9 protein-coding genes are annotated in these 12,295 nt (G+C 72.9%); 3 read left to right on the top strand and 6 right to left on the bottom strand.

The annotated features are described in order from the left end of the window. Positions 1–75 precede the first annotated feature (75 nt). A complete protein-coding gene (locus AAG589_RS15555; protein ID WP_430568181.1) occupies positions 76–1,821 on the bottom strand; it encodes an ABC transporter substrate-binding protein in 1,746 nt (581 codons plus the stop codon). A gap of 261 nt (positions 1,822–2,082) precedes the next feature. After that, entirely contained in the window at positions 2,083–3,576 is a 1,494-nt protein-coding gene (locus tag AAG589_RS15560) for an RNB domain-containing ribonuclease (protein ID WP_430568182.1), read from the bottom strand. 157 nt (positions 3,577–3,733) lie between these two features. On the opposite strand from AAG589_RS15560, the gene AAG589_RS15565 reads away from it, so the two are divergent. Continuing rightward, the gene (locus AAG589_RS15565) at positions 3,734–5,965 is read left to right on the top strand and encodes an NADP-dependent isocitrate dehydrogenase (protein WP_430568183.1); all 2,232 of its coding nucleotides are present in this window, start codon (positions 3,734–3,736) and stop codon (positions 5,963–5,965) included. 69 nt (positions 5,966–6,034) lie between these two features. Here the strand turns inward: AAG589_RS15565 and AAG589_RS15570 are convergent, their stop codons facing one another. After that, a complete protein-coding gene (locus AAG589_RS15570) occupies positions 6,035–6,433 on the bottom strand; it encodes a hypothetical protein (protein ID WP_430568184.1) in 399 nt (132 codons plus the stop codon). A gap of 67 nt (positions 6,434–6,500) precedes the next feature. Here AAG589_RS15570 and AAG589_RS15575 point away from each other — a divergent pair, with 67 nt between their 5' ends. Together AAG589_RS15575 and AAG589_RS15580 are read left to right on the top strand one after the other, a co-directional pair. Beyond that, entirely contained in the window at positions 6,501–7,436 is a 936-nt protein-coding gene (locus tag AAG589_RS15575; RefSeq protein ID WP_430568185.1) for an alpha/beta hydrolase family esterase, read from the top strand. A gap of 118 nt (positions 7,437–7,554) precedes the next feature. Next, on the top strand, positions 7,555–8,040 hold the full coding sequence (locus AAG589_RS15580) for a Dps family protein (protein ID WP_430568186.1): 486 nt from the start codon (positions 7,555–7,557) through the stop codon (positions 8,038–8,040). Between the two features lie 15 nt (positions 8,041–8,055). Here the strand turns inward: AAG589_RS15580 and AAG589_RS15585 are convergent, their stop codons facing one another. The 3 genes from AAG589_RS15585 to purL form a co-directional block, all read right to left on the bottom strand. Beyond that, the gene (locus tag AAG589_RS15585) at positions 8,056–8,415 is read right to left on the bottom strand and encodes a DUF6191 domain-containing protein (protein WP_430568187.1); all 360 of its coding nucleotides are present in this window, start codon (positions 8,413–8,415) and stop codon (positions 8,056–8,058) included. 40 nt (positions 8,416–8,455) lie between these two features. Continuing rightward, positions 8,456–9,793 carry an NADP-specific glutamate dehydrogenase gene (gdhA, locus tag AAG589_RS15590; protein WP_430568188.1) on the bottom strand — a complete coding sequence of 446 codons (1,338 nt, stop codon included), beginning with the start codon at positions 9,791–9,793 and terminating at the stop codon, positions 8,456–8,458. A 134-nt stretch (positions 9,794–9,927) separates the two neighbouring features. Beyond that, positions 9,928–12,279 carry a phosphoribosylformylglycinamidine synthase subunit PurL gene (purL, locus tag AAG589_RS15595; protein WP_430568189.1) on the bottom strand — a complete coding sequence of 784 codons (2,352 nt, stop codon included), beginning with the start codon at positions 12,277–12,279 and terminating at the stop codon, positions 9,928–9,930. Positions 12,280–12,295 lie beyond the last annotated feature (16 nt).

Genomic DNA, 12,295 nt, shown 5'->3' on the forward strand with positions numbered 1-12,295 from the left:
CGTCGCGGCGTCGTGCTGGTCGTGCGGGTGACCGGCGGGCTGGGAACCAGCCCGCCGGTCACCGTGGGGGACGGGCTACTCGGCGCCGCCGAGCCTGCCGAGGACGACGCCCGACGACGGCCCCTGCCACGACGGCGGGAACATGTACATGTCCTCCTCCGTGGGCCAGCCGGTGAACTTCGTCGTGTTGAAGAACGTCTGCGTGCCGTTCACGACGATCGGGATGTACGGCAGGTCGGAGACGATGTGCTCCTGGACGGTGGCGTAGGCCTCCTTCTTGGCGGCCTCGTCGTTCGTCTCGGAGGCGGCCTGGACGGCAGCGTTCACCTCGTCGTCGTCGTACCGCGAGATGTTCCACTCCCCCGGCTCGAGGGCGGTGCCGACCTTTTGGGTGTAGTCGCCCGTGAACCACTCGCGGTAGATCTGGAACGGATCCGCCAGCGAGGTGCCGACGACGCCGCCCATGATGAGCTCGAACTCCCCGGAGACGCGGGCGTCGGCGAACTCGTTCCAGGAGATGGTGGACGCGGTGACCTTGAGACCCGCGGCCTTGGCCTGCTCCTCGATGAGCTTGGCGGCGTTGTTGAAGTCCGACCACCCGTCGACCGACGTCAGCGTGAGGTCGATCGGCGTGCCGTCCTTGCCGTAGAAGCCGTCGGCGTCCTTGGTGTAGCCGGCCTCCTCGAGGATCTTCCCGGCCGCGGCCGCGTCGGCGCTCTGCGGCGACTCCTTCGGCATGCCGTCGGCGATCCACTTGTCGTCACGGCCGAGCAGCGCGAACGTGGGCGAGATCGGCTGGGCGAGCCCGACGAACGCCTTCTCGGCGATGGCCGACCGGTCGATCGCGACGTCGAGCGCCTGGCGGACGGCGACGTCCGTCTGCGCACCCTCGCAGCCGAGGTCGGTGTTGGAGCAGGTGTAGAGCACCACCGGGTCGACCGGGGTGTTCACGTACCCGAAGCCGCCGGTGGAGGTGACGCGCTCGGGGTCCGGCACGAACATCGTGGTCCAGTCGATCTCGCCGGTGGTGAGCAGGTCCTCCGCCGACTGGTTGGCGTCGATGCCGACGTACCGCAGCGAGGCCACCTTCGGCGCGCCGCCCCAGTAGTTCGGGTTCGCCTTCGCGGTGTAGGCCGCGTTCGACGCCGTGTCGAGCATGTACGGGCCGGTGCCCACCGGGGCCTCGGCGTTGTCCCAGGCGACGAGGCCCTGGAGGGCGTTGCCCTCGGCGTCCTCGCCGGAGTCCGCCTCGTGCTCGGAGAACACGTGCTCCGGCACGATGTACGTGCTGCCCAGGATGGCGAACTCGTTGGCGTAGGCCGGCTCGGCGAACGAGAACACCACGGTGGACTCGTCCTTGGCGACGGCGTCGTCGAGGTAGGCGGGCTTGGCCGTGTCGTTGGTGAAGGAGTAGACGACGTCCTCCGCGGTGAAGGGCTCGCCGTCGTTCCACGTCACCCCGCCGCGGATCTTCACCGTGAGCTCGGTGCCGTCCTCGTTCCACTCGAACGACTCGGCGAGCATCGGCGTGGGGTCGACGTCCTGCAGCTTGTTGTACGCGAACAGCGTCTCGTAGATGCCGCCGTTGGCGAGGTGCAGCACGCCCACCGCGTAGGGGTTGAAGTTGGGGGTGATCGGGGTCTGGGACCCCGCCCAGATCACGAGCTCCTGGTCGGTGGCCGCGCCCTCGGCGGCCGGGGCGCCCGTGCTGTCGCCGCCCTCCTCCCCGGTGGAACCGGAGCACCCGGCGGCCAGGAGGGTCACGCTCGTCAGAGCCGCGGCCGCCATCAGCCACCGGCCTCGCGTGATACGTCGGTTCATCGTGGGTCCTTCCGGTCGGCGACGCGTCCTCGCGCCGCGGTGGTACCGCAATGGCCGTAGGGCAGGCACCCTAACGAATAGGTCAGGGGTCGCCGCTAGAGGATGAATCGTTATAAGGCAGGAGTGTTATCAAAACGTCACCTCACCACGCCGCGCACATCGGGCGACAGGGGCGTGGTGCGGTGCGGTGGGGGGCTCGCACCCGCGCACGAGCTCGCGGGAGGGCGGAGAGCAGCACGGGGGACCGCGCGCTCGGGCGCGTCAGCGCAGCGTGAAGAGCACCCGCCGGTCGGGCACGGACGCCTCGGCGAGCGTGGCTCGGACGCGTTCGCCGAGCGGCAGGTCGGCCCCCTCGAGCCGGGCCCGCACTGCGGGCTCCGTCAGCATGACCTCGCCGCGCCGGACGCCGTCCTTGTCGCCGTCACGCACGTCGACGACGACGCCGTCGAACGTCTCGCCCTCGCGGCCGGCGAGCAGCGCCGCCTCGACCACGTCGACGCAGCCGCGCTCGAACGCGCCCGCAGTGCGCGACGCCGCCGCCATCGTCTCGGGCAGGGCGGGCAACGCCTCGGTCACCCACGCCGGCGGTTCCTTGCTCGCGGCGTGCGCGAGGCACACCTCCGTGGCGTACCGGTCCGCGAGCCGGCGCAGCGGGGCCGTGACGTGGGCGTACTCGGCCCCGATCGCGGCGTGCCGCGCGTCCGCGGGCAGCGCGACCGGCGCCCCGCCGTCCGGCCCGGGCACCCCGAAGGCCAGGTAGCCCGCGCCCCGGAAGAGCGACGTCGCCTCGGCGAGGAACGCCGCGTGCGCGGGCCGACGGGACTCCAGCGTCGGGACGAGCTGCGCGTACGAGACCTCGTCGGGCCAGCCGATGCCGAGCGCCGCCGCCGTCCGCCGCAGCCGCGCGATGTCGCGGTCGTCCGCCGGGGGGAGCGTCCGCAGCAGGCCCACGCCCGCCTCGCGCATCATCGCCGCCGCGGCGATCCCGGTGAGCAGGGAGATCTGCGCGTTCCAGCCCTCCACCGGCAGCGTGCGGCGCAGCTCGAGCGAGAACGACCCGTCGGCCTGCGGCACGATCTCCTGCTCGGGCACCTCGAGCGACACGCCGCCGCGGTCGCGCTCGCGCGCCTGCCGCAGCCGCCCGACGTCGGCCAGCAGGGACAGGGAGTCCGGCGCGGTGCCCGCGTCGAGCTGGGCCTGGGCCTCGCCGTAGGTCAGGCGGGCGCGAGAGCGGACGGTCGCGCGCGTCACGGAGCTGCTGGTGATCTCGCCGTCCGCGTCCAGCCCGATCGTCCACAGCACGGCGGGCCGGTCCTCCTCGGGCAGCAGGCTCGCGGCGCCCTCGGACAGCACGGTCGGGTGCAGCGGCGTGCGCACGTCCGGCCCGTAGACGGTGGTGCCGCGGCGGTGCGTCTCGGCGTCGAGCGCGCCGCCCGGCTGCACGAACGCGGCGACGTCCGCGATGGCGTACCGGACGATGTATCCGCGCCCCGACGACGCGACGTGCACCGCCTGGTCGAGATCCATCGAGCCCGGCGGGTCGATGGTCACGAGCTCGACGTCGCGGCGGTCCTGGCGGCCCTGCCGGCCGTCGTCGCCGAGGGCCTGCCCGCCGTCCGCGGCGGACGTCTCCGCCTCGTCGCGCACCTCGGCGGGGAACATCGCGGGCAGGCCGACCTCGGCACGGAGGGCGGCGAGGGCGTCGGCGACCTCGGCCGGGCCCGCCTGGGCGAGATGGAGCTGACGCGTCGGCACGGCTCGACCGTAGCGGCGCACCGGCCGGGCCGCGCGCCGAGCGGCGGCCGGGGCCCTATGGCGTGCGTCGCGTTTTCGACAGGCTCCGCCACGGCCAGATATCTTGATGTCAAACAATCTCTCGTCCACCACTGCCCTGCCTAGGGAGCAACGCCGCATGACCACCGAGTCCCGGCCCGAGGCCGCCACGATCATCTACACGCACACCGACGAGGCGCCGCTGCTCGCGACGTACTCGTTCCTCCCGATCGTCGAGGCGTACGCCGCCCAGGCCGGGGTCACGCTCGAGACGCGCGACATCTCCCTCGCCGGGCGCATCCTCGCCCAGTTCCCCGAGCGCCTGACGGACGAGCAGCGCGTCGCCGACGACCTCGGCGAGCTGGGCGCCCTGGCGACCACGCCCGAGGCCAACATCATCAAGCTGCCGAACATCTCCGCGTCCGCGCCGCAGCTCAAGGCCGCCGTCGCCGAGCTGCAGGGCCAGGGCTACGACATCCCGGACTACCCCGAGGACCCGAAGACCGACGCCGAGAAGGACGTGCGCGCCCGGTACGACAAGGTCAAGGGCTCGGCCGTGAACCCGGTGCTGCGCGAGGGCAACTCGGACCGCCGCGCCCCCGCGTCGGTGAAGAACTACGCCAAGGCCCACCCGCACCGCATGGGCGCCTGGTCGGCCGACTCCAAGACGAACGTCGCGACGATGGGCCACGACGACTTCTTCTCCAACGAGAAGTCCGTCGTGATGCCCGCCGCCGACACCCTGACCATCCGCCTCGTCACGCCGGCCGGCACCACGGTGCTCAAGGACGGCCTGAAGGTCGAGGAGGGCGAGGTCGTCGACGCGACGTTCCTCTCCGTCGCCGCGCTGAACACGTTCCTCGCCGAGCAGGTCGCGCGGGCCAAGGCCGAGGGCGTGCTGTTCTCGGCGCACCTCAAGGCCACGATGATGAAGGTCTCGGACCCGATCATCTTCGGCCACGTCGTGCAGGCCTTCTTCCCGGACCTCTTCGCGAAGTACGGCGACCAGCTCAAGGCCGCGGGCATCTCCCCCAACGACGGCCTCGGCGGCCTCCTCGCCGCCGTCGACCGGCTCCCCGACGGCGCGGCGATCCGGGCCGCCGTCGAGCAGGGCCTGTCCGACGGCCCGGCGCTCGCCATGGTCGACTCCGACAAGGGCATCACCAACCTGCACGTGCCGTCCGACGTCATCATCGACGCCTCCATGCCCGCGATGATCCGCGGCGGCGGCCACATGTGGGGCCCGGACGGCAAGGAGCACGACACGCTCGCCGTCATCCCCGACTCGTCGTACGCCGGCGTGTACCAGACCGTCATCGACGACTGCCGCGCGAACGGCGCCCTCGACCCGGCCACGATGGGCTCGGTGCCGAACGTGGGCCTCATGGCCAAGAAGGCCGAGGAGTACGGCTCGCACGACAAGACGTTCGAGATCCCCGCGGACGGCACCGTCGAGGTCGTGAACGCCGCGGGCGACGTGCTCATCAGCCACGACGTGCAGGCCGGCGACGTCTGGCGCGCCTGCCAGACCAAGGACGTCGCGATCCGCGACTGGGTCAAGCTCGCCGTGAACCGCGCCCGCGCCACCGGCTCCCCCGCCGTGTTCTGGCTCGACGCGCAGCGCGCCCACGACGCGCAACTCATCGCCAAGGTCGAGGAGTACCTGGGCGACCACGACACCGACGGCCTCGACATCCACGTGATGGCGCCGGCCGAGGCGACGGCCTTCTCGCTCGCGCGGATCCGCCAGGGCCTGGACACCATCTCGGTGACGGGCAACGTGCTGCGCGACTACAACACGGACCTGTTCCCGATCCTCGAGCTGGGCACGTCGGCCAAGATGCTGTCGGTCGTGCCGCTGATGAACGGCGGCGGCCTCTTCGAGACCGGCGCCGGCGGCTCCGCCCCGAAGCACGTGCAGCAGCTCCTCGCGGAGAACTACCTGCGCTGGGACTCGCTCGGCGAGTTCTTCGCGCTGGCCGCGTCCTTCGAGCACCTGGCCACCGTGACCGGCAACGCGCGCGCCCAGGTGCTCGCGGACACCCTCGACCGCGCCACGGGCACGTTCCTCGACCAGGACAAGTCCCCGACGCGCCGCGTCGGCGGCATCGACAACCGCGGCTCGCACTTCTACCTCGCCCTGTACTGGGCGCAGGAGCTCGCCGCGCAGTCGGACGACGCCGAGCTGGCCGCCGCGTTCGGCCCGCTGGCCGCGTCGCTCGCCGAGCAGGAGGCCACGATCGTCGACGAGCTCGTCGGCGTGCAGGGCTCGCCCGCCGACGTCGGCGGCTACTACCGCCCCGACGCGGCCAAGGCCGCCGCCGTGATGCGCCCGTCCGCCACCTTCAACACGGCGCTCGAGGCCCTCTGACGCACCCGCCGGTTGAGCTTGTCGAAACCCAGGACGTGGTTTCGACAAGCTCAACCGGCGATGTTCCTCCTACCAGGACCAGCCGCGGGAGCTGAGCTCCAGCTCCTCGCGCAGCCGCTCGGCGGACTCGGCACGCTCGCCGGCGGGCCTCGGCAGGTCGACGACGCCGAGCCCGGCCAGGCGGCAGGCCTCGCGGAGCAGGGCGTCGTACGCGTCCTGGGCCGCGCGGGCGTGGTGGGCGCGGGCGTAGACCTGCGGGTCGTCGTCGATGGCGCGCAGCTCGCGGGCGAGCTCCCCGAGGCGCACCTGGACGGTCAGCGTGACGAGGGGGTCGAAGGCCGTGGCACGACGCCTGCCCGCCCGCCGGGCGACGGCGTCGTGGTGCGCGCCCGAGCGTGCCCACGACCGCGCGGCGAGCGCCGCGACCAGCGCGAGCGACGCCGACAGGAACGCCAGCTGCCACGTCATCGGAGCACCACCTCCGCACCGTTTTTCAGCCTATGCCGGGCGGGTCGCGCACGCGACAATCGGCGGCATGCCGGCGCCCCGCCCGATCCTCGCGACGATCGTCGCCCTGGTCGTGCTGCTGCTCACCGCCTGCGGCCCCACCGCTCCCCCGCAGGCAGCCGAGCCGCCCCTCGTGCTCGCCGCCGCCGAGGCGGTGCCGGCCGGCGCGACCGGCGTCGTCGACGTCGGGGGCCGCCCCGTCCAGCTCCACGTGCCGCCCGCGTACGACGCCGACCACCCCGCCCCGCTGCTCGTCGTCCTGCACGGCTTCGGCTCCGACGCGGCGCGCGTGGACGCCCTGCTGGGTCTGCGGGACGAAGCCCTGTCGCGCGGCGCGCTCTACGCGCTCCCGCAGGGCACGGAGGGCCCCGACGGCCGCCGGTTCTGGAACGCCAGCGACGCCTGCTGCGGCGCTGACCGGGCCGGCGTCGACGACTCCGCGTACCTCGCGCAGGTGATCCGCACGCTCACGACCACGTACGCCGTCGACCCCGAGCGCGTCGCGGTGTTCGGGTACTCGAACGGCGGGTTCATGGCCTACCGGGCGGCCTGCGACCACGCCGACCTCGTGTCGGTCGCGGTCTCGCTCGCGGGCGCGATGCCGGCCGACGACGGCGCCTGTCGCCCCTCGCGCCCGGTGACCGTGGTGCAGGCGCACGGCACCGACGACGCCGTCATCCGCGCGGGCGGCGGCCTCCGGGACGGGCACGCCTACCCCGCGGCGGCGGAGTCGGCCGCCGCCTGGGCACGCGTGGACGGCTGCGCGGCGACCCCGGTCACCGCGCCCGGCCGCCGCGACCTCGACGTCGCCCTCCCCGGCGCCGAGACCACGGTGACGACCTGGTCCGGGTGCTCGGCCGGGACCTCGGTCGAGCTGTGGTCGATCGCGGGGGCGGGCCACGCACCCGCGCTCGGCGGGACGTTCGCGACGGCGGTGCTCGACGTCGCGACCCGCGGGCGCTGAGCCGGCCCGCCCGGTCCGACGGACCAAGGGTCGCCTGGCCTTGCTGGCGGTGCCCCGGAAGGCTCTCTAACCTGGAATGGTTCAAGAGAGCGATCGTCACCGGAAGGCAGGTTCACCCATGACCACTCCCACGATGAAGCGCAGCACCCCCCGCGCCGAGGCGTCCGACAAGCTCCGTGCCCACCTCCAGCGCGTCCTCGTCGCGCTGGTCGACCTGCACGTCCAGGGCAAGCAGGCCCACTGGAACGTCACCGGCCGCGGCTTCCGCGACCTGCACCTGCAGCTCGACGAGCTGGTCGACGTGGCCCGCGAGCACAGCGACACCGTCGCCGAGCGGCTCCGCGCCCTGCAGGCCGTGCCCGACGGCCGCACCGAGACGGTCGCCACCACCACCGACCTGTCGCCCTACCCGGCCGGCCTGGTGTCGGTCGAGGACACGGTCGACGCGATCGTCGAGCGCGTCGCGCAGACCGTCGAGGTCGCGCGCGAGGTGCACGACGACGTCGACGCCGAGGACCCGACCACCGCCGACCTGCTGCACGAGATCATCACCGACCTCGAGAAGCAGGCCTGGATGATCTCCTCGGAGAACACCGAGGCCTGAGCGAACCTCGACGGCTCACAGCGACGGCGCGACCCCGGGCGGGGTCGCGCCGTCGTCGTCTGTCCGGACCGGCGCGTCAGGGGCGGGGAGGTACGCGACCCCGGCATCGAGGTCGACGCCGAACGGCGCGCCCTCGGCCGGGGTCTGCACGATGTCGAGCCGCTGACGCTCCTTCTCCGCGGTGAGGTGCGCGCGGCTCGGCTGGAAGATCTCGACCAGCTCGCCGAACATCCCCGAGCCCGCGCTCTCGCCGTTCTCGCCGCCCTCGCGCGATGCCGGACGACGGGCGTTCGCCAGCCGTTCGACGAACAGCACGACGACCACCAGGGTCGCGATGACCCCCACCACGCCGAGCAGCACCGGCAGCCAGCTCATGCGGCCAGCCTAGACCGCCCGTGCGGACAGCCCGGAGCCCTCAGATGACGCCGAAGGCGATCATCGCGTCGGCGACCTTGGTGAAGCCGGCGACGTTGGCGCCGACGACGTAGTCGCCGGGCGCCTCGTACTCCTCCGCCGTGGCGAGGCAGTTGTCGTGGATGCCGGTCATGATCTCGGCGAGGCGGGACTCGGTGTAGTCGAAGCTCCACGAGTCGCGCGACGCGTTCTGCTGCATCTCGAGCGCGGAGGTCGCGACGCCGCCGGCGTTCGCGGCCTTGCCCGGGCCGAACAGCACGCCGGCCTCGCGCAGCAGGGCCACGGCCTCCGGGGTGGTGGGCATGTTGGCGCCCTCCGCGACGGCGCGCACGCCGTTCGCCACGAGCTGCTTGGCGTCGGCCTCGGAGAGCTCGTTCTGGGTGGCGCAGGGCAGCGCGACGTCCGTCGGGACGTCCCAGATGCTGCCGTCGGAGACCAGGCGGGCCCCGGGGCGGCGGTCGACGTAGTCGGACACGCGGCCGCGCTGGACCTCCTTGACCTCCTTGAGCAGGTCGAGGTCGATGCCCTCCTCGTCGACGACGTAGCCGGACGAGTCGGAGAACGTGATCACGCGGCCGCCGAGCTGCTGCGCCTTCTCGGCCGCGTAGATGGCGACGTTGCCCGAGCCGGACACCGACACGCGGCGGCCGTCGAGGCTCTCGCCCTTCGTGCCGAGCATGCTCTGGGCGAAGAGGACAGCGCCGTAGCCGGTGGCCTCGCGGCGCACGAGCGAGCCGCCCCACGTGAGGCCCTTGCCGGTGAGCACGCCGGACTCGTAGCGGTTCGTGATCCGCTTGTACTGGCCAAAGAGGTAGCCGACCTCGCGGGCGCCCACGCCGATGTCGCCGGCGGGCACGTCCGTGTACTCGCCGATGTGGCGGTACAGCTCGGTCATGAACGACTGGCAGAACCGCATGACCTCGCCGTCGGACCGGCCGCGCGGGTCGAAGTCGGAGCCGCCCTTGCCGCCGCCGATCGGCAGGCCGGTGAGGGCGTTCTTGAAGATCTGCTCGAAGCCGAGGAACTTCACGATCCCCAGGTACACCGAGGGGTGGAAGCGCAGGCCGCCCTTGTACGGGCCGAGGGCGGAGTTGTACTCGACGCGGAAGCCGCGGTTGATCCGCACGCGGCCCGTGTCGTCCACCCACGGCACACGGAAGATGATCTGCCGCTCCGGCTCGCAGATGCGCTCGAGCACGGCGGCCTCGACGTACTGCGGGTTCTTGCGCAGCACCGGGCCGAGCGACTCGAAGACCTCGCGCACCGCCTGGTGGAACTCCACCTCGCCGGGGTTACGACGCAGCACCTCGGCGAACACAGGCTGCAGACGGTCTTCCATGGGGGCTCCTCCCGAGTTCTGGGGAGCGCGCCCGCGGGGCCCGGAGGGCGGCACGGCACACGCACGACCTTCGCAGCCTAGACGTTCGCGAGACGCCATCTCACGCCACGAGACGGCGCCCCGCGCGACGTCGGTCAGCCGAAGATGCGCGGCAGCGTGCCCTCGTGCGCCTCGCGGGCCTCCGCGAGCGGCACGGTGAACGTCTCGCCGTCGAAGCCGCCGGCCACGACGAGCGCGTCCCCGCCGGTGCGGCCCAGGCGCAGCACCGGGACGCCGGCGGCCTCGGCCACCGCGACGAGCTCGGACTCGTGCTCCGGGTCCACGGCCACCAGCGCGCGGGCGGTGGACTCGCTGAACAGCGCGGCGAACGGCGTCACGCCGTCCCGGCCGGTCACGCCGTCGAGCGCGACGTCGGCCCCCACGCCGTAGCGCAGCGACGCCTCGAGCAGCGCCTGCGCGAGGCCGCCCTCGGACAGGTCGTGCGCCGCCGCCACGAGGCCCTGCTCGCGCGCCTCGACCAGCGCGGACGCGAGCGCGCGCTCGGCCGCCAGGTCCACGCCGGGCGGCAGGCCGCCGAGGTGGCCGTGCTCGACGTCGGCCCACGCGGAGCCGTCGAGCTCGTCGGCCGTGCGGCCCAGCAGCAGGATCGACAGGCCCTCGGCGCGCCAGCCGGACGGCACCGCGGTGCGCACGTCGTCGATCACGCCCAGCACGCCGACGACCGGCGTCGGGTGGATCGACGAGTCGATCTGCCCGGGCTCGCCGGTGCCGTTGTACAGCGACACGTTGCCGCCCGTGACCGGCACGCCCAGCTCCTGGCACGCGTCGGCGAGGCCCTCGATCGCCTCGACGAGCTGCCACATCGAGTCGGGGTGCTCGGGCGAGCCGAAGTTGAGGCAGTCGGTCACGGCGAGGGGCGTCGCACCCGCCGTCGCGACGTTCCGATACGCCTCCGCGAGGGCGAGCTGGGCGCCGGTGCGGGGGTCGAGCTTGCCGTAGCGGCCGTTCGCGTCGGTCGCGAGGGCGACGCCGCGGCCGGTGGTCTCGTCGACGCGGACCACGCCGCCGTCGTCGGGCTGCGCGAGCGCGGTGTTGCCCTGCACGAAGCGGTCGTACTGGTTCGTCACCCACGCCTTGGACGCGAGGTTCGGCGACGCGAGCAGGCGCAACGCGGTCGAGCGCAGGTCGTCGGCCGACGTCGGTCGGGCGAGGCCCGCGGCCACGGTGGTGTCGGCCTGCAGGCCGTCCTGCCACGCCGGGCGGGCGTAGGGACGCTCGTAGACCGGGCCCTCGTGCGCGACGGTGCGCGGGTCGACGTCCACGATCCGCTGCCCGTGGTGGTCGATGGTGAGGCGGCCGGAGTCGTTGACCTCGCCGATGACGGCGGTCTCGACGTCCCACTTGCCGGTGATCGCGAGGAACTCGTCGAGCTTCTCGGGCGTGACCACCGCCATCATGCGCTCCTGCGACTCCGACATGAGGATCTCGCCGGCGTTGAGGGTGGGGTCGCGCAGCAGGACGTCGTCGAGCCAGACGTGCATGCCGCCGTCGCCGTTCGATGCGAGCTCGCTCGTGGCGCAGGAGATGCCGGCGGCGCCGAGGTCCTGGATGCCCTCCACCACCTGGGCGGCGTAGAGCTCGAGGCAGCACTCGATGAGCACCTTCTCCATGAAGGGGTCGCCCACCTGCACGCTCGGCCGCTTGGCCGGCACGCCGTCCTCGAAGGTCTCCGAGGCGAGGATGGAGGCGCCGCCGATGCCGTCGCCGCCGGTGCGGGCGCCGAACAGGACCACCTTGTTGCCCACTCCAGACGCGTTCGCGAGGTGGATGTCCTCGTGGCGCAGCACCCCCAGGCACAGCGCGTTGACGAGCGGGTTGCCCTGGTAGGAGCCGTCGAAGACCAGCTCGCCGCCGATGTTGGGCAGGCCCAGGCTGTTGCCGTAGCCGCCGACGCCGCTCACGACGCCGTGCACGACGCGCGCGGTGTCCGGGTGGTCGACGGCGCCGAAGCGGAGCTGGTCCATGACCGCCACGGGGCGCGCGCCCATCGAGATGATGTCGCGGACGATGCCGCCGACACCGGTTGCGGCGCCCTGGTACGGCTCGACGAACGACGGGTGGTTGTGCGACTCGACCTTGAAGGTCACCGCCCAGCCGTCGCCGACGTCGACGACGCCCGCGTTCTCGCCGATGCCGACGAGCAGGTGCTCCTTCATCTCGTCGGTGACCCGGTCGCCGAACTTCTTCAGGTGCACCTTGGAGGACTTGTACGAGCAGTGCTCGGACCACATCACGGAGTACATGGCCAGCTCGGCGGCCGTCGGGCGGCGCCCGAGCAGGTCGCGGATGCGCTGGTACTCGTCCGGCTTGAGGCCGAGCTCGGCGTACGGCTGGACCTCGTCGGGCGTGGACGCGGCGTTCTCGACGGTGTCCAGCTGGGGGCGGGGGGCGGACACGGCATCGGCACGGTCGGCAGCGGCGGTCATCAACTTCCCTCGGGTC

The organism is Isoptericola sp. F-RaC21 (assembly GCF_038593535.1).
Taxonomy (GTDB): Bacteria; Actinomycetota; Actinomycetes; order Actinomycetales; family Cellulomonadaceae; genus Isoptericola.

Excerpts from the sequence above, each read along its gene's own strand:
- gdhA (WP_430568188.1), bottom strand. The coding sequence starts at position 9,793 with ATGGAAGACCGTCTGCAGCCTGTGTTCGCCGAGGTGCTGCGTCGTAAC.
- AAG589_RS15575 (WP_430568185.1), top strand. The coding sequence starts at position 6,501 with ATGCCGGCGCCCCGCCCGATCCTCGCGACGATCGTCGCCCTGGTCGTG.
- purL (WP_430568189.1), bottom strand. The coding sequence starts at position 12,279 with ATGACCGCCGCTGCCGACCGTGCCGATGCCGTGTCCGCCCCCCGCCCC.
- AAG589_RS15565 (WP_430568183.1), top strand. The coding sequence starts at position 3,734 with ATGACCACCGAGTCCCGGCCCGAGGCCGCCACGATCATCTACACGCAC.
- AAG589_RS15580 (WP_430568186.1), top strand. The coding sequence starts at position 7,555 with ATGACCACTCCCACGATGAAGCGCAGCACCCCCCGCGCCGAGGCGTCC.
- AAG589_RS15555 (WP_430568181.1), bottom strand. The coding sequence starts at position 1,821 with ATGAACCGACGTATCACGCGAGGCCGGTGGCTGATGGCGGCCGCGGCT.
- AAG589_RS15570 (WP_430568184.1), bottom strand. The coding sequence starts at position 6,433 with ATGACGTGGCAGCTGGCGTTCCTGTCGGCGTCGCTCGCGCTGGTCGCG.
- AAG589_RS15585 (WP_430568187.1), bottom strand. The coding sequence starts at position 8,415 with ATGAGCTGGCTGCCGGTGCTGCTCGGCGTGGTGGGGGTCATCGCGACC.